16 protein-coding genes are annotated in these 16,975 nt (G+C 71.1%); 7 read left to right on the top strand and 9 right to left on the bottom strand.

Translation table 11 applies throughout. The features are described from left to right. The first annotated feature begins 26 nt into the window (after window positions 1-26). Entirely contained in the window at window positions 27-974 is a 948-nt protein-coding gene (locus SOM35_RS14805; RefSeq protein WP_320515983.1) for an ADP-ribosylglycohydrolase family protein, read from the top strand. A gap of 64 nt (window positions 975-1,038) precedes the next feature. On the opposite strand, the gene SOM35_RS14800 is transcribed toward SOM35_RS14805, so the two are convergent. From SOM35_RS14800 to SOM35_RS14790, 3 genes are read right to left on the bottom strand one after another with little or no spacing between them, the layout of a single operon-like run. After that, complete coding sequence (locus SOM35_RS14800; protein ID WP_320515982.1) at window positions 1,039-1,518, bottom strand: DUF4395 domain-containing protein; 480 nt, start codon at window positions 1,516-1,518, stop codon at window positions 1,039-1,041. After that, window positions 1,515-1,982: a thioredoxin family protein gene (locus SOM35_RS14795; protein ID WP_320515981.1), complete on the bottom strand. Its 468-nt coding sequence runs from the start codon at window positions 1,980-1,982 to the stop codon at window positions 1,515-1,517. The genes SOM35_RS14800 and SOM35_RS14795 overlap by 4 nt, the downstream gene beginning before the upstream one ends. Window positions 1,983-2,036: 54 nt before the next feature. Further along, window positions 2,037-2,555: a hypothetical protein gene (locus tag SOM35_RS14790; protein WP_320515980.1), complete on the bottom strand. Its 519-nt coding sequence runs from the start codon at window positions 2,553-2,555 to the stop codon at window positions 2,037-2,039. A 74-nt stretch (window positions 2,556-2,629) separates the two neighbouring features. Here SOM35_RS14790 and SOM35_RS14785 point away from each other — a divergent pair, with 74 nt between their 5' ends. The 3 genes from SOM35_RS14785 to SOM35_RS14775 all read left to right on the top strand — a co-directional run bounded on the left by SOM35_RS14785 (window position 2,630) and on the right by SOM35_RS14775 (window position 7,637). Next, window positions 2,630-2,848 carry a DUF1653 domain-containing protein gene (locus SOM35_RS14785; protein WP_320515979.1) on the top strand — a complete coding sequence of 73 codons (219 nt, stop codon included), beginning with the start codon at window positions 2,630-2,632 and terminating at the stop codon, window positions 2,846-2,848. A 200-nt stretch (window positions 2,849-3,048) separates the two neighbouring features. Beyond that, entirely contained in the window at window positions 3,049-4,083 is a 1,035-nt protein-coding gene (locus tag SOM35_RS14780) for a hypothetical protein (protein WP_320515978.1), read from the top strand. A gap of 53 nt (window positions 4,084-4,136) precedes the next feature. Continuing rightward, on the top strand, window positions 4,137-7,637 hold the full coding sequence (locus SOM35_RS14775; RefSeq protein WP_320515977.1) for a TM0106 family RecB-like putative nuclease: 3,501 nt from the start codon (window positions 4,137-4,139) through the stop codon (window positions 7,635-7,637). A 39-nt stretch (window positions 7,638-7,676) separates the two neighbouring features. On the opposite strand, the gene SOM35_RS14770 is transcribed toward SOM35_RS14775, so the two are convergent. The 3 genes from SOM35_RS14770 to SOM35_RS14760 form a co-directional block, all read right to left on the bottom strand. Next, on the bottom strand, window positions 7,677-8,315 hold the full coding sequence (locus SOM35_RS14770; protein ID WP_320515976.1) for a GOLPH3/VPS74 family protein: 639 nt from the start codon (window positions 8,313-8,315) through the stop codon (window positions 7,677-7,679). Window positions 8,316-8,317: 2 nt separating this feature from the next. Continuing rightward, window positions 8,318-8,746: an SseB family protein gene (locus SOM35_RS14765; RefSeq protein ID WP_320515975.1), complete on the bottom strand. Its 429-nt coding sequence runs from the start codon at window positions 8,744-8,746 to the stop codon at window positions 8,318-8,320. A gap of 113 nt (window positions 8,747-8,859) precedes the next feature. Then, on the bottom strand, window positions 8,860-9,675 hold the full coding sequence (locus tag SOM35_RS14760; RefSeq protein WP_320515974.1) for an SDR family oxidoreductase: 816 nt from the start codon (window positions 9,673-9,675) through the stop codon (window positions 8,860-8,862). A 247-nt stretch (window positions 9,676-9,922) separates the two neighbouring features. Between SOM35_RS14760 and SOM35_RS14755 the strand changes: the two genes are divergently transcribed. Continuing rightward, window positions 9,923-10,342 carry a hypothetical protein gene (locus SOM35_RS14755; protein WP_253462534.1) on the top strand — a complete coding sequence of 140 codons (420 nt, stop codon included), beginning with the start codon at window positions 9,923-9,925 and terminating at the stop codon, window positions 10,340-10,342. A gap of 61 nt (window positions 10,343-10,403) precedes the next feature. On the opposite strand, the gene SOM35_RS14750 is transcribed toward SOM35_RS14755, so the two are convergent. Then, a complete protein-coding gene (locus SOM35_RS14750) occupies window positions 10,404-11,210 on the bottom strand; it encodes an HNH endonuclease family protein (RefSeq protein WP_320515973.1) in 807 nt (268 codons plus the stop codon). Window positions 11,211-11,311: 101 nt separating this feature from the next. Here SOM35_RS14750 and SOM35_RS14745 point away from each other — a divergent pair, with 101 nt between their 5' ends. Beyond that, the gene (locus SOM35_RS14745) at window positions 11,312-12,091 is read left to right on the top strand and encodes an aldo/keto reductase (protein WP_320515972.1); all 780 of its coding nucleotides are present in this window, start codon (window positions 11,312-11,314) and stop codon (window positions 12,089-12,091) included. A gap of 99 nt (window positions 12,092-12,190) precedes the next feature. Here SOM35_RS14745 and SOM35_RS14740 read toward each other — a convergent pair whose 3' ends face one another. Together SOM35_RS14740 and SOM35_RS14735 are read right to left on the bottom strand one after the other, a co-directional pair. Next, on the bottom strand, window positions 12,191-12,673 hold the full coding sequence (locus tag SOM35_RS14740; RefSeq protein WP_320515971.1) for a type II toxin-antitoxin system VapC family toxin: 483 nt from the start codon (window positions 12,671-12,673) through the stop codon (window positions 12,191-12,193). Window positions 12,674-12,972: 299 nt separating this feature from the next. After that, complete coding sequence (locus tag SOM35_RS14735; RefSeq protein ID WP_320515970.1) at window positions 12,973-16,281, bottom strand: DEAD/DEAH box helicase; 3,309 nt, start codon at window positions 16,279-16,281, stop codon at window positions 12,973-12,975. Window positions 16,282-16,379: 98 nt separating this feature from the next. Here SOM35_RS14735 and SOM35_RS14730 point away from each other — a divergent pair, with 98 nt between their 5' ends. After that, complete coding sequence (locus SOM35_RS14730) at window positions 16,380-16,946, top strand: hypothetical protein (protein WP_320515969.1); 567 nt, start codon at window positions 16,380-16,382, stop codon at window positions 16,944-16,946. The last annotated feature ends 29 nt before the right edge of the window (window positions 16,947-16,975 follow it).

The raw sequence follows: 16,975 nt of genomic DNA, 5'->3' as shown, positions 1-16,975 counted from the left end.
CGCTAACCCGATCCGGAGGTCTCGCCATGACCGAGCACACCACGATCCTCGACCGCGCTGTCGGCGCCGTCCTCGGCTCCGCCGCCGGTGACGCCCTCGGCGCCGGCTACGAGTTCGGCCCGCCCGTCCCGGAACCGACGCCGATCCTGATGCAGGGTGGCGGCTCGTTCGGGTGGCGACCAGGGGAGTGGACGGACGACACGAGCATGGCCGTGCCGATCCTCCAGGCCGTCGCCCGAGGCGATGACCCGGCGGCGGAAGCCACCCTCGACGGCTTGGTCGCCGCCTGGGCGAAGTGGGCGCTGGACGCACCCGACGTCGGCATCCAGACCCGACAGGTCTTCGCCAGCCTGGAGGCGCGGACCGCCGCCGCCAGTCGGCTCGCTGCCCGGCGGGTGCACGAGTCAACCGGCCGGTCGGCCGGCAACGGGTCGCTGATGCGGACGGTGCCGTTGGTCCTCGCGTACCTGCGCGGCGACGATGGTGAGGAGGAGCGGCTCGCCTCGGCGGCCCGGGCCGTCAGCGACCTGACGCACCACGAAGCGGACGCGGGGGACGCGTGCGTGCTGTGGTGCGTCGCGATCCGGCACGCGGTGCTGCACGGCGAGCTCGACGTCCTGCGGGGGCTGGACCTGCTCGCGCCGGCGGCTCGACGGACGTGGACAGAGCGACTCGTCGCAGCAGAGCACGCGGAGCCGGTCGCCTTCACCGCGACGAACGGGTGGGTCGTGTCGGCGTTGCAGGCGGCCTACGCGGTGGTGCGGTCGTCGACCTCGCTCGAGGACGCCCTGGTCCGTGCAGTCCGGTCGGGCAACGACACGGACACGGTCGCGGCGATCGCGGGTGGCCTCGCCGGCGCGCTGTACGGGGCTGCGGCGCTGCCGGAGGAGTGGCGAGCCGTCCTGCACGGGTGGCCGGAGCTGCGGGCGGACGACCTCGTGGCGATGTCGGAGCAGGCGGGAGGCGAGCGCTGACCTGTGGCGCCGGAGCCGGCGTCGGAAGCTGCCGTGGGGGGAGTTTCCGACGCCGGACCCGGCGCTACGCGACGCTGCTGCGGCCGCGGAAGACGCCGAAGCGCACGAGCCAGACGTACATCAGGCACCCGATGCAGACGTCGAACGCTGCGTTGAGGAACGCGGCGACCAGGGCGACGGCAGCGCCGACTGGTGCGGCGTACGGGACGCCGAGCAGCGCCAGGACGAGGGCGACACCGGTGACGACGAGGCCGACGCGCTGGGCGAAGGTCGGGGGCTCAGGCGCCTCGAGTTCGGTGGGCGGGCCGATCCGGGGGCGGACCAGGCGGCGGAACAGAGCGCCGTACGGGTGGCGGACGATGCCGGCCAGGCCGCCCCAGGCGAAGAGCGCGGCGATGACGGCGAGCAGGACGATGCCGATCGTCCGCGTGCCGTCGTTGAGGGTGAGGACGATGTCGAGCGCGAGCAGGACCGTCGTGATCGCGGCGCCGAAGCGGGGCGAGCGCGGGTCGATGCCTCGGGAGGTTGCGGGGCTGGTGGTCATGGGTGCTCCTCGGTGAGGACGGCGTCGAGCGCGGCGATGAGTTCGGGCTGGCGGGGCGGTCCACCGAAGCGGGCACGGACGGTCTGCGTTCCGTCCACGAGGAGCACAGTCGGGGTCTGCATCACGTCGAAGCGCCGGGCGAGCTCCGGGCGTTCGGCGAGGTCGATGTCGAGCCGGCGGACGCGGACCGGACCGTGCGTCGTTGTCGTCGATTTCAACGCGGCGACCGCGTCGAGTTGCCGCGTCGTGGCGGGGCAGCGTGCGCACGTGGGCGTCGAGAACTGGAGGAGCGTGGCGGCGGTGCCGAACGCCTCCCGGTCGGCGAGGTCGGCAACTGTCGTCGCGTCGCTCACTCGGGACGTGACCACTCGTGCTCGGCCGGTGCGGCTGCGGAGCAGCAGACCGAGGATCGTCGCGACGGCGAGGACTCCGGCGACGATCGCGAGCGAGAGGGCGACGGTCATGGTCTGGACACTACGGGGTGCCATACGCCGGACAAAGGGTGTTGAGCGGTGTGACTAGTCGGAAACGCCGAGCCGCTCGCACTCGGCCCACTGCTCGGGGCGCCGCTTGTCGAGCCAGGCGGTGAACTCGCGGTAGCCGCGGTAGTTCGTGAAGACCATGAACTGCTTCTTCCGCTGCTCGTTCCAGGCAGTGAGGCTGATGAAGGTCGGTCCACCACCGTTCGACTGCTTGCCGAAGCGAAGGGTGTGGATGTCGTCGACCTCGCGCCGACGGAACTTGCCGAACCCCGACTTCACGTCGTAGTGCCGGTCGTACACGTTGATCCGGCCGGCGGCGAGGCTCAGGCCGAACAGCAAGAAGACGGCTCCGAGGCCGAAGAGGATTCCGAACGCCGGGCTGTCGTCGGTGCCCGCGATGAGCTGGAAGACGATCCCCGGAATCCCGATCACCAAGCCGAACACCCCGAGGGCCAAGAAGATCACCCCAGGGAACAGCGGCCGGCGCACGACGATCATCGGCGCCACCTCCGCCTTGGTCGCGCTTCCGCCCCACTGGTTGATGCTGTCGCTCATCGTTCCCCCTTCGACCGAAACCGTACCGGGAACCGCGGCGCTCGGTCGGCGGCCGCCTCCGTACCATCGGGGAGATGAGCGACGACGTGACCCCAGGGCGGTACCGGCACTTCAAGGGCGGGGAGTACCAGGTGGTGCTCCTGGCGCAGGACGTCGAGACCGAAGAGCCGGTCGTCGTGTACCAGGCGCTGTACGGCGAGCACGGGCACTGGGTACGAGGCCTCGCGGACTTCACCGCGCACGTGTCGCGTGACGGGTACGACGGACCGAGGTTCGTGCGCCTGGCGACGTGAGCCGCTCAGCGAAGGCGTGAGCGGCCGCGCGCCGCGAGCACCTCGTCGGTGGCGTCGATGAGTTGCGGCACCTGCCTCCTGGTGGCGGGGACGGTGGCCTCCGACACCGCGGAGAAGCCCCACGGGTCTGGAACGCTGGCGGAGAGCGACGGTGGGGCAGCAAGGCGGAGCGTGTCGGTGGTCTTCGAGAGGCTCCACGCATGACAGACGCCTCTCTCACCGCCTGGCAGTTCGTTGTCGTGGTGCTCCTCTGGATTGGCTGTGTCAGCTTCGTTCTCTGGGCCTCGTACCTCTATGTGCTGGTCCTCAGCCAGGGGAGTCGAAAAGCGGTGCTCACGCTGAACAAGCTGGAGCAACGATCCGTCCGAGCGGAAGTGCTCTGCGGACCTCCTTCCCACCACGCGTGGCATCGGTTCCGGGTGAAGCACCTTCCCATCGCCGGAGGAGTGTGGCGCGCTCAACAGCTGCTCTTCCGGCCACCGACATGGCTCGGCTTCGTCATCCTCGTTGACGTCCTGGGGCTGGTCGGGTTGCTCATCGTGGCTTCGATGAACGGCACAACTCCCCGGTGGTGGGACGGTCTGACGCTTGCGCTCGCATTCTTCTCAGCGGTCCCGTGGCTGTCGACCGTGCTGCTGCATCGGGTGATGTGGCACCGTCGCGCGAGGAGCGAGTGGGAGGTCGCTCTCCTCGGAGAAAAACTCGTGGCTGACGCTCGCTCGGAACTCGACCAGGATTTCATCGCACGGCGGACTACGCGGGTACTCGGCGCGCTCGGTCGGCGTTTCCCGCGGGGAAGATCTCGCCAGGGCAACTCAGCGGAAGGCCGCATCTGGCTCGCGAAAGCCCAGCCGGCTGTTCAGATGCGGGCGGTGTTGGTCGCCTCGGACGTAACGGAACGGCGAGAGTGGTCGGGTTGGATCGACACATGGCTGGATCGGGTCAGCGAAGCGTTCGAGTCACGCCCCTCGTCGACACAGCCGGGGGCAAGTGCTTTGGATGCTCTTCCCTCCCACGACCCGGACGTGTATGGACTCGCTGCACTCGTGGTCGTTTGTAGTTGCTTCGGAAGCGTCGGGGTCGCTCTCATGGCGTTCTCCAGCGGTTTCGACATGTCGGCCGCGTTGAGCGCATGGGATTCGACAGCAGGTCGGCTGACGACATTCGTCGGACTCGTGGGCACCGTACTGAGCATCCTCAGTTACCGACGTGGACGGTCCGGGAGTAGCGCATGAGCTGGGAGTTCGTCGGCAGCAGCGACGTCTGACGCCAGCCCTAGGGTGACAGCATGCAGATCACCGAGGACGGCCGAGCCCTGCTCAGCCCGAGCGACCTCACCACGTGGGCGACCTGCGAGTGGGCGTTCCTCCGCCGCCTCGACGCCAAGCTCGGCCGCGGCGAACCCCTGCCGGACGAGCACGACGACATGCTCGACCGGACGGCCCGCCTGGGGGACCAGCACGAACTGGACTACCTCGAGATCCTCAAGCAGTCCCACGACGTCGTCGAGTTCGACCGACCCAGACCTTCTGACTACGGATCAGAAGCTTCAAAGGCGCTGCAGGCCATGCGGGACGGCGCAGACGTCCTGTACCAACCGACGTTCCACGTCCCCGCGTCAGCCGACGGCACCGGCTTCATCGGCTTCGCGGACTTCATCATCCGCAACGACCGCGGCGAGTACGAGGTCTACGACACCAAGCTCGCCCGGCACGCCAAGATCAGCGCCCTGCTGCAGCTCGCCGCCTACGCGGAGCAGATGCTCGCGCACGGCGTCCCGACCGGGCAGCAGGTGCACCTGGTCCTCGGCGACCGCACGACGACCACGCACGAGCTGGCCGACATCGTGCCCGTGTACCGCACGCAGCGCGCCGAGCTGATCCGGGTGATCGCCGAGCGGATGGCCGCGGACGAGTCGATGCAGTGGGGCGACCCCCGGTACTCCAGCTGCGGCCGGTGTGCCGCGTGCCAGCAGGAGGTGCAACGACACCGCGACCTGGTCCTCGTCGCCGGCATGCGCCTCGACCAGCGGACGAAGCTGATCCGGCAGGGTGTGCGGTCGATCGACGACCTGGCGGTCCGGACCGCACCGGTGGCGACCATGTCGAAGACGACACTGGATCGTCTGGTGCGTCAGGCGAGCCTCCAGATCGAGACGGAGCGCGCCGCGAACCGCAGCGACGGGGCGGACGCAAGCCGGACCGGACCTGCCTTCGAGGTCCTCGACCCACGGGCCCTCGACGCGATCCCCGCACCCGACCCCGGCGACGTCTTCTTCGACTTCGAGGGCGACCCGCTGCACACCGAGGACGGCGTGCACTGGGGCCTCGACTACCTGTTCGGACTCGTCGACGACCAGGCCGAGTTCCGGGCGTTCTGGGCGCACACGATCCGCGACGAGCGACAGGCGCTCGTGGACTTCCTGGGGTACATCGTCGAGCGCCGCGCGCAGTACCCGGACATGCACATCTACCACTACGCCGCGTACGAGCGGACGCACCTGCTGTCCCTCGCGGCCCGGCACGGGGTGGGGGAGGACGCGGTCGACGACCTGCTGCGCGCCGGCGTCCTCGTCGACCTGTACCCGATCGTGCGGAAGGCCCTGGTCGTCGGTAGCCGCAGCTACTCGATCAAGAAGCTCGAGCCGTTGTACATGGGCGACGACCTGCGGCTGAGCGACGTCACCAACGCGGCCGACAGCATCACCGCCTACGTCGACGCCATCACCGAACTCCGGACAGGTGACGCCGTCGCGGGGCAGCGGCAACTCGACCAGGTCGCCGACTACAACGCCTACGACTGCCGGTCGACGCTGCGCCTGCGCGACTGGTTGCTGGGCCTCCGCGCCGAACACGCTCCGGACGCCACGACGACGGTCGAGCTGGAGGGGCTGCCGCCCCTGCCCGTCGAGCGCGAGCCGAACCCGGTGTACGTCGCGCTCGCCGCCGAGACGGCGGACGTCGACGCCCTCGATCGCACGCCCGACCAGACCGCGTTGGCGCTCGCCGCAGCCGCCATCGACTACCACCGCCGCGAGGCGAAGACGTTCTGGCAGGACCACTTCGACCGGCTGCGGAACCCGGTCGACGAGTGGGCCGACACCCGCGACGTGCTCGTCGTCGAACGGGCCTCCGTCGAGCGGGACTGGCCGACGCTGCCGCGCGCCCGCTCACAGTCGCGGGAGATCCGGTTGTCGGGGACGCTCGCGCCCGGCTCCAGGCTCCGGTCGGGAGGCTCGCCCCACCTCGTGTACGACGACCCGCTCCCGGCATCGATCACCGCCCCGGGCCCCGGCTCGAAGGGCGCCACCGACCGCGCCACGATCCTTGAGGTGTGGGACAACGGCGATGCCACCGAGGTGCTCGTGCTCGAACGCCTGCCCGTCGGTGGCGGGGACCCGCACTCCGGCTTCCCGGTCGCCCTCGCGCCGTCGTCGCCCCCGCGGGCGAAGCCGCAGCCCGAGGCGATCGCCGAGTGGGGTGCCGAGGTGCTCGACGCGCTGCCGGGGATGCTGCCCGACCCGGCGCTCGACCTGCTGCGGCGGGTGCCGCCTCGCGGGCCCCGCGTACCGGTCGTGGGGGACGACACGGTGGGCGCCGTGGTGGCGACCCTGCTCGGACTGGACCGGTCGTACCTGGCGATCCAGGGGCCTCCCGGCACGGGCAAGACGTACGTCGGGTCGAACGTCGTGGCGAAGCTCGTGCGTGAGCACGGGTGGCGGGTCGGCGTCGTCGGGCAGTCGCACGCGACCAGCGAGAACTTTCTCGACGCGGTGATCGCCGCCGGGGTGCCCGCGGACCGGGTGGTGAAGCAGCCGAAGAGCGGCGCCGACCCCGAGGACGTCGAGGCGGCCGAGTGGACGCCCGTGAAGAACGGGGCGGCGATCGCGGCGTTCCTGCAGTCTTGCGCCGACACCGACACCGGGGGAGTCGTCGGCGGGACGGCGTGGACCTTCGCGAACGAGTCGACCATCGCTCGGCACTCCCTGGACCTGCTCGTCGTCGACGAGGCGGGGCAGTTCTCCCTGGCGCCGACGATCGCCTCCGCCATCGCGGCCACCCGCCTGCTGCTCCTCGGCGACCCGCAGCAGCTGCCGCAGGTGTCGCAGGGCTCGCACCCGGAGCCGGTCGACGAGTCCGCGCTCGGCTGGCTGGCCGACGGCGAGCACGTGCTGCCGCCGGAGTTCGGGTACTTCCTGGCGCAGACCCGACGGATGGAGCCGGCCCTGACCGCGGCTGTCTCCGGGTTGTCGTACGACGGGCAGCTCGCGTCGATGGTGTCCGGGCGACACCTCGACGGGATCGATCCCGGCGTGCACCCGGTGCCCGTCGTGCACGCGGGGAACACGACCTCGTCGCCGGAGGAAGCGGCGCTGGTCGTCGCCCTCGTCGCCGACGTCGTCGGACGCACCTGGACCGACGACCGCGGGACGCGCCAGCTCACCGACGAGGACGTCATCGTCGTCGCGCCCTACAACGCGCAGGGTGCGGTGATCCGCGACGCCCTCGACCGGGCGGGGTACACCGGCACGCAGGTCGGGACCGTCGACCTGTTCCAGGGCCGGGAGGCGGTGGTCTCGATCACCTCGCTGGCCGCGTCCTCCGCGGCGGACATCCCACGCGGACTCGACTTCCTGCTCATGCCGAACCGGCTGAACGTGGCGCTGTCGCGGGCGAAGTGGGCGGCGTACCTCGTGCACTCGCCGGCGTTGACGACGGCGCTGCCGCCGTCGATCGCGGGGTTGGCGTTGTTGTCGCGGTTCATCGAGTTGGTGGCGCCGCGGGAGTGACGCGGTAGGGCGCCGGAGCCCTCAGCTCAAGACGGCCGCTCAGCCCCCCGCCGCACCGCCCCCGGCCGTCGCCGCCGTCTGCCGACTCTGCACCACGGACTTCACCGCACCCGCGACCCAGTCCCCGTCCGTCAGCGCCTTGACGCGCTGCCGGTCGACCTTGCCGAACTGCCCACGCAGCGTTCCCGTCGCCTCGAGCAGCCCGATGAGCGCGACCTGGAACGGCGACGGCGCGGCGCCGAGGTGCAGGACGTCGCCGATCTCGCCGCGCAGGAGCTTCGCCGGGCCGGCGTCCCGCTCCGGCCAGCGGGCCGAAGGGAAGATCCCGAGGACCCGGTGCTCCTGCCGCGTCACGAGTCCGCGGCCGACGAGTCCGGCGAGCACGCCCTCCCGCAATGCACCGTTCGCGTTCCGGGACACCCAGGACGACGGCCGTCGCGGCGCCGGTGCGAGGTCGATCTGTTCCTTCATGCCGTCGATCACCGGGTCACCGACGGGAGCGGACTTCGCCGGGATCACCTTGCGCCCGTCGAACTGCAGCACCCCGCGCAGCGCCAGGTCACCGAGCACGGCACCGGCGACACCGGGGTCGAAGGCCTGCGAGGAGACGGCGAGCTTGCCGTCCGGCCGCAGGAGCAGCAGCGCGTACGCCTGCGGCAGCGTCAGCTGGGCGGACATCGTCAGTCCTCGTCGGCCTCGGGCGGCACGCCGCTGATCCCGGCCCGCAGTCCGGCGACGACGTCGGCCTGCAGGAAGTTCGCCGCTTCGGCGCTGGTCGGGTCGACGACGATCCCGAACTCCTCGGGCAGTGCGGTGACGAGTTCGGCCATCGGCATCGCGCGTGCTTCCATGCCCGGGAGGCTCGTGGCCAGCTGGGCAGGATCGGTGAAGACCGGCACGAACGGGCGGTCGCGGAGCACGACGTGCGCGACGCTGCCGTCCTCGGGCTCGCCGCTGGTGCCGGCGGCCTTCCACGGCACCCAGGCCGCGCTGCCGAGGAACCCCTCGGCCGATTCGCCCATGCGGCGTCGCAGGTCACCGGCGGCGTCCGGCCCGGTGTTCTCAGCTCCGGGGCCGAAGCCGGACCCGGTCGTTCCGTTGGCGCTCATCGCGTTCCCCTCCACGGTCGTGTGACCAGCCATGCTGTCACGCAGGAGGGGCGGAACGGGCGGGGCGCGCCTCCCGTCAGGAAGGCGCGCCCCGGTGACACGGACCGCGAGGGTCAGTACTTGGCGGACTGCCCGCCGTCGATCGGGACGACCGCGGCGTTGATGTAGGACGCGTCGTCGGAGAGCAGGAAGGCGACGACCGCGGCGATCTCGGGTGCCTCGCCGTAGCGCTTGGTGGGGTTGATCTGGATGAACTCCTCGGCGGCCTTCCGCGGGTTCTCCGCATCGATCTGCTTCATCGAGTTCTCGACCATCGGCGTCCAGATGGCGCCCGGTGCGATCGCGTTGATGCGGATGCCGAACTCGCCGTACTCGACGGCCGAGTTGCGGGTCAGGCCGACGACGCCGTGCTTGGCGGCCGCGTAGCCGGACTGGTTGCCGACACCGCGGATGCCGCCGACGCTGGCGGTGTTGACGACCATGCCGGAGCCCTGCTCGCGCATCACGGCGAGGACCTTCTCGAGGCCCAGGAACACACCGCGGAGGTTGATCGAGACGACCTTGTCGAACTCGGCGGCGGTGAACGACTCGGTGAGGTTCTGCTTGCCCTCGATGCCGGCGTTGTTGAAGAAGCCGTCGATACGGCCGAAGCGCTCGACCGTGGCGGCGACGTACGCCTCGACCTGGGCCTCGTCGGAGACGTCGGCGATGGTGGTGAGGACCTCGGCGTCGGGGGCGGCCTGGAGGACGGCGGTCTTCGTCGCTTCGAGACCCTGCTCGGAGACGTCGACGAGGGCGAGCTTCGCGCCCTCGGTGGCCAGGCGGACGGCGGTCGCACGGCCGAGGCCGGAGCCGCCGCCGGTGATGAGGACGACGCGGTCGGTGAAGCGGGTGCTGGTGGTGGTGCTGGGGGAGCGGGTGTCGGTCATGTGGTGGAGGCCTCCTGCGGTCTTCGACGATGAAGGGCTCGGGGTCCGGGGAGCGTGCGTGTCACGGCGGTGCGTGTCACGCCGGCGCGTGTCACGGCGCGGCGCTGAGCGGCGAGTCCGATCCGACGGGCGTCCGCCGGACGAGAGTTACGCTACAGGTGTTGCCTGACCGCGAGCGGAGTGCGGCCGCGTCAGCCGCCGCCGTCTAGGCTTGCCGTGGCCGAGGGGGCCGGGGAAGCGGGGGACCATGTCGGATGAAGTGACCGAGCAGCGCGAGGCGTCGGAACCGCAGCCGGGGTCGCAGTCGGGACCGCCGCGGTCGCGGTCGACTGCGTCGACGATCGACCTGGTCGTGACGATCACCGGCTTCGTCCTGCTGGCGATGGTCGGCGGGGCGCTCGTCGTCTTCGGCTGGCTCGTGGCGACGGTGTCGCAGTACGGCTGCGACTGGGAGAGTTCGACGCGCGAGTGCCGGCCGTCGATCGGCGTCGAGACGGCCGTGGTCGACGGCATCGTGCTCGCCCTCGTGCTCATCGGTGGCGGGGTCCTCGCGGCGTGGCTGCGTCGGACGCGGCCGCTCGGATGGGTCGCCGTGCTGGCGACGGTCGCCGCGATGTTCCTGGTCGTGCTCATCACGTTCACCGCGGTCGGAGCGTTCGGGCACTGAGGCGGGCCGCCCGACCTGGTGCGCCCGACCTGGTGCGCCCGACCTGGTGCGCCCGACCCGCTCAGCAGGTGCTGAGGACCCGCTCCATCGCGTCCCGCTCGGCCAACACGACCCACAGGCGGTACTCCGCCTTGACCTCCACCTGGTGCTCGACGTACTCGCACCGGAACCCCGTCGCCGCGGGCAGCCACGTCGCCGCGTCACCCGAGCGCTTCTGCGAGTTCGAGCGCCCGTCGACGGCGAACAGGTTCTCCGGGTCGTTCGCCAGGCCCTGCCGCTCGGTCTGCGACAGCTGCTGCGCCCCGGTTCGCCAGGCGTTCTCGAGCGCGACGACGTGGTCGATCTGCACGAGGGTCGAGGTCGTGTTCCCGCGCACGAACGTGATCTCGCCGCCGGTGTACGGCGAGACGAGGTCGCCGGACACTACCTTGCACGGGCCCTGCCGGACGACGTCCGTCAGGTCGCGTGCCAGCACGTCGTTCCTGGTGTCGCACCCGTTGTGGTCGACGTCGAGCCAGGGTGTGCCGAAGTCGGCCTCCCGGTCGTAGCCGGTCGCGGGCGCCTTCCCCTTCACCGGCAGGCCGGCGAGCGTCGCGCGGGCATCGGCGGCGGACTGACTGGAGGCACGGCTCGGCCCCGGCGTCGCGGGCGTCGGAGTCGACGTGGTCACGGTGGGACGGGCGGCGGTGCCGCTGCCTGGGGTGCCCGGGGTGCTGGCGGCGCCCGGGGTGCTTGCGGCGCTCGTCGTCGCGTCTGCTCCGGTGGAGAGTACCCCTGACGAGAACAAGGCCCACACTCCCACCGCGAGGACGAGCGTGACGATCGAGGACTGGACGGTGGCGCGGGTGCGGCGTCGGCGGGACGTCATGTTCGGTGGTGCTCCTGGTGGTGCTCGGGGGACCCGTCGATCCTGCCGGAGGCCGCCGACACCCTGGGACGCACGCGCCGCAGTCCGCGTAGGCAGGGTCCATGACCGACTACGCACAACCGTCCGTGCCCGTCACCGGAGGCTCGATGCCGCTCCTCGGCTTCGGCACCTGGCAGATCGAGGAGTCCGACGCTCCCGTCGCGGTCGCCGCCGCCCTCGAGGCCGGCTACCGCCACATCGACACCGCCACCGGCTATCGCAACCAGCGCGGAGTCGGCAAGGCCATCGCCGACTCCGGCCTGGCCCGCGAGGACCTGTTCGTCACGACGAAGCTGCCGCCGGACAACGCCGACCGCGTCCGCGAGACCATCGAGGAGAGCCTCGACCAGCTCGGCCTCGACCACCTCGACCTGTGGCTCATCCACTGGCCGCCGAGCGGTGGGGCCAGCCCCGAGGTGTGGCAGCAGCTCGTCGACGCGCAGCAGGCCGGCCTGACGAAGGCGATCGGGGTCAGCAACTACTCGCTCGAACAGATCGACGAGCTGATCCAGGCGACGGGTGCGACCCCGGCCGTCAACCAGATCCGCTGGAGCCCGGTCGAGTTCGACCGCACCATCGCCGACGGACTGCGCGACCGGGGTGTGGTCCTCGAGGGCTACAGCCCCTTCAAGGCGAGCAACCTGCAGGACCCGACGCTCGTGGAGATCGCCGAGGCCCACGACGCAGATGCCGCCCAGGTCATCGTTGCCTGGCACGTCGCGCACCAGTTCGTGGTGATCCCGAAGTCGTCGAACCCGGACCGCATCCGGTCGAACGCCGCCGGCGCGACCCTCGAGCTGAGCACCGACGAGATCGCCCGGATCGACGGCCTGGCGGCCTGACCCGCCCCGAGCAGCTGAGACGCCGCCGAACCCTCGAGACGCCGCCGAAGTCCGCGGCGTCTCGAGGGCTCGGTGGCGTCTCGCGCTTCCTGGCGCGCCTCACCTGCCGAAGTGCGGTGCCCGGTGTCGCGTTCGTCCGGCCGATGGCAGCCACCGCCACCAGGCTGGTCCTGATTCCGGAACGGCGTCCTCGGCTGGCTCGTCGACCACCTCGAACCCGACCCGACGCGCTGCAGCGGCCAGCCGTCGATCGAGCGTGGCGATCGCGGTGCTGGTGCGCATCGCGACGGCCAGCACCGCAGCATCGGGCCCTCGCAGCCGCTCCCTGGCCGCCAACGTGCTGACGGTGCGGACCATGTCGCCATCGATTCCGTAGAGGCTGACGTCAAGTGCTGTGATGGCGTCAAGGTGATCCTCGTATCCGCCATGCAGGGCTGGCCGGACGAGCACTTCGGCCAGCGTGACCGTGGCCGTCGCGAACTCGTCCCACTCATGGGAGTCGATGATGTCGACGGCGAGCTCGTGACAGGCGTCGTGCCGATCGAGCCATCCGATCAGGATGTTGGCGTCGAGGGTCAGCACTCGCCTGTGGTCCGCAGCCGTTCGAGGTATCCCGTGGGGTAGTTCCCGGCCCCGTTGCCAGCTGCCAGCTTGATCCGGTGTCCGTTGGGCAGCACGAACTCAGAGGTGCTGGACCCCAGCCTGCGTACCGCTCCGGTCACCGGTTTCCTCGTCGCCAGCACGCTCAGGTGGGACGAGCCGGGGGCATCGGAGAACGGACTCGCAGTGTGGGGGTCGACAGTCTCGAGGAGCATCCCTGGAAGCTAGCCAACCCCGGGCCTCCAGACCAAGGACTTCGCATCCCACATCTCGCCGCCCGGTCAGGCCAGCAGCGACCGGATGTCCTCCGCGCTCAACCCCTCGGCGAACAGTGCGTCGTCGTCGATCATCGTCGCGAACAGCTGCGCCTTCCGCTGCGCCAGCGCGAGCACCTTCTCCTCGATGGTGTCCTCCGCGATGAGCCGCTCGACGGTGACGGACCGGGTCTGCCCGATGCGGTGCGTCCGGTCGACGGCCTGGTTCTCGGCGGCGGGGTTCCACCACGGGTCGAGGACGAACACGGTGTCTGCCTCGGTCAGGGTGAGCCCGAACCCACCGGCCTTCAACGAGATGAGGAACGCCGGTGCGCTGCCGTTCCGGAAGCGGTCGATGACGGCCCCGCGACGCCGGGTGGAGCCGTCGAGGTACTCGTAGGCGACCCCGCGTGCGTCGAGGGCAGCGGACACCATCTTGAGGAACGAGGTGAACTGGCTGAACACCAGCGCCCGACGCCCTTCGGCCGCCAGGGTCTCGAGTTCGTCGAGGAGCAGGTCGAGCTTGGCGCTGGGGACGTCGCCGTGGTCGTCCGACACGAGTGCGGGGGAGAGTGCGAGCATCCGGAGCAGGGTCAGCGAGCGGAAGACGATCATCCGGTTGCGGTCCAGGTCGTCGACGAGGTCCAGGACCTTCAGCCGCTCCCGGTTCAGGGTCTTCTCGTAGAGGTCGCGGTGCGCGGGGTCGAGGGTGACCCGGACGACCTGTTCGACCTTCTCGGGCAGGTCCGCGGCGACGCTCTCCTTCGTCCGTCTGAGCATGAGCGGCCGGATGCGTCGTCGGAGTCGGTCGGTCAGCTCCTTGCGCGCGGCTCCGCGGAGCTCGGGCGAGGCCAGCGGCTTCACGTAGTCGTCACCGAACCGGGTCCACGACGACAGCAGACCGGGCGCCACGACCGCGAACAGCGCCCAGAGGTCGGCGAGCCCGTTCTCGAGCGGCGTCCCGGTGATGGCGATCTTCACGGGCGCACGGAGTTCGGCGGCCACACGGTGGGTCTGCGACTGCGGGTTCTTCACGAACTGCGCTTCGTCGAGGAGCAGCGCCGACCAGCTGAGGTCGAGGTAGGCCGCTGCGTCGAGCCGGAGCAGGGCGTACGAGGTGACGACGACGTCCGACGCGGCGGCGGTCCGGGCGACCCGGGCGGGGTCCTTCAGCGAGGTGCCGGCGATCGTGGTGACCCGCAGCGACGGCACGAACTTCGCGGCTTCGTCCGCCCAGTTGCCGACGACGGAGGTGGGGGCGACGACGAGGAAGGGTGGCGCCTCCGGGTCGGCGGCCCGTCGGTCGGCGATCATCGCGAGCGCCTGCAGGGTCTTGCCGAGTCCCATGTCGTCGGCGAGGACACCGCCGACGCCGTGCTCGACCAGGAACGTCAGCCACGCGTAGCCGTCGCGCTGGTACGGCCGCAGGTCGGCGTGCACGGTCTCGGGCACGACCGCATCGGCCGGCGCGGTCGCGTCGAGCAGGCGGGAGGCGATCTCCTGCCACCGCTCGTCGTGGTCGGTCTCGTCGGCGAGCTGGTCGAACTCCGACCAGAGCGCGGCCCGGTACGGCGTCACGGTGAGGGGCTGGTCCGGCTCCCACTCGTCGAGCTCGCGGGCTTCCTCGATGACCTCTTTCAGCCGGTCGAACGCGGGGTCGGCGAGCGACAGGTAGGAGTTGTCGACGAGCTTCATCCGCCGGTCGCGCTTCGCGAGCGCCCGGAGCAGCGGCGTGAACGGGATCTCCTTGCCGTTCACGCTGACGATGATGCCGAGGTCGAACCAGTCGTGCTTGTCCGACGGCATGGTCGTGACCCGGATGTGCGGTCGCCCGGTCAGGCGCTCGTAGTCGACACGCTCGCCCTGCACGACGACGCGGACACCGCGTGCGGGCAGCGCCGGCAGCAGCTCGTTCGCCAGGACGGCGACGTCGGCCCCGTCGATGGTCCCGTCCTGGAACCACTGCAGTCCGCCACCCGGGCCGGGAGGCTCGGGCGCCTCCGTCTCGTCGTCCGCCGCGAGCACGCTGCCGAGCTCCGGCAACGGTCCGTGCAGGGACACCGGGTCCTTCCGGCCGTCGACGCTCCAACGCCACTGCAGGTGCGCCCGGTCGTCGGTCCGCGGTGCCCGGGCCGGCTCGAACGTCACGGTGAGCACGAGTTCCGGCGGCGTCCGTTCCGGCAGCGCGAGTGACCCGTCGGAGCTGACGAGCCCGAGCGAGCCGCGGAGCTTCGGCGACCAGTCCGCCAGGAACTCGTCGACCTCGTCCGCGGGCACGGTGATCCGCGTCGCCTCGACGAGCATCTTCCGCTGGTCCTCAGGCACCGGGGCGGGCGTCGGGGCGAGCGTGACGTGGAACTCGGGCGACTCGCGGAACGCGTACACGCCGTGGTCACCGACCACCCGCGCCGCGCCCTCGGCGAGCGGCCGCCCGTCGATCACCGCACTGGCACCGATCACCAGTCCGTCGGCGGTGCGAGCGGCGTCGAGCAGGACGCGGGCGTCGACGCCGAGGTCGACCCCGCCCTCGTGCTTGCCGGTGACGAACGCGATGCCGAGCGGCCCGGCCTGTCGCAGCAACGGCCAGAGCAGCGGACTGCGGAAGTCGTCGAGGTGGATCCAGTCGCTCTCCCCGGGCAGCCCGGCGAGCACACCGGCACGGTGCAGGGCGGCGAACTGCATGAACCACGCGTGCTGGTCCGGTTCGAGTCCGAGCCGGTTCATCGAGTAGGGGAGCGCACCCCAGGTGAGCTGTCCGCGCACCCAGTTGCCGGCCGCGCTCCGGCTGACCGGCCGCACGCCGAGCCGCACCGCCCGGCTGGCGACCGGCAGCGTCCGTCCCGCAGCACGGGCGCGTCCGGCGAGTCGGGCCGGCACCGCGTCGCGCAGTTCGAACTGGAGGCCCATCCCACCGATCACAGGCGCGTCGCTGGAGCGGGTGGTCTCGTCGTCGTCACCGGCGAGGCGGGCGAGGTCGCGCCTCCAGTCCGGGGTCGGCGGCGTCGGTGCCTGCGTACGCGGGCCGGCCTGCGCGGCGAGGGCACGCGCGTTGATGGTGAGGAGTGCTGCGGCGACGTGTTTGCACTCGCCGCCGAGGGGACAGGTGCAGCGGCTACGGACCGGGCGGACGAACTCGCCGCGCGCGATGGTCGTCTCGACCTGCACGTCGTACGGGTCGGCGGCGCTGCCGCTCACCGCCGCGGTGATGGTGCCGTCCTCGTGCCAGGTGGCTTCCTCGACCAGGCCGGCGCGGACGACGTCTCGGGCACGGCCGAAGGTCTGCGGCCCGACGAAGCGGATGACGTCGACGGCGTCGATCATCGGGGCTGCTGGCACAGGGACATCGTGCCAGTCCCCGCTGACGCTCGTCGTCCGGGCACGGATCGGTACGGTGGGATGCGCGCCGGAGGGGCGCAGCGGACGAGGGGGAACACATGTCGAGCAAGACCATCCAGCACGGCGCGACCGGGTTCGTCGTGGCACTGCTCGCCGCGGTCGCACTGACCGGGTGTGCCGGTGGCGGAGGCGACGAGGAAGCCGAGGGCACGCCGACGCCGACGCGTGCGGCGGGGACGCCGGGCAAGGCGTACTGCGAACTGCTCGGGACCGACGGTGGGACGGTCACGATGACCGAGACCGCGGACTCGTACACGATCGAGTTCCGGGGCGTTCCTCGCGACGCCGCCGACGACCGGACGTCGTACGGCGTGCAGGTCGACGATGACGACCGGAAGTCCTACGCGGGCATGCTCATGAGCTGGGACCGCGACGTGCTTCGGAACTACGGCACGACCGACGACCCGGAGGCCGACGAGGTCGAGGTCGACGGCGAGCCGGAGGAGACGGGGGACGTCGTGCGCGGCACGTTCCCCAAGGTGGCCGACGGATCGGCGACGTGGTGGTCGCCGGCGTACACGACGATCACGGACTCCGGGGTGCAGCGACACGTGTGCACCGAGGACGGCCAGGTCGTGCCCTACACCGCGCTCGACGCCGGCTAGCAGGTCGCCGCCGACCTGTCCGCGGCGTC

Origin of the sequence: Curtobacterium sp. CFBP9011 (assembly GCF_034045095.1) — a bacterium.
GTDB lineage: Bacteria > Actinomycetota > Actinomycetes > Actinomycetales > Microbacteriaceae > Curtobacterium.
This window is presented reverse-complemented; position numbering and strand designations above follow the sequence as displayed.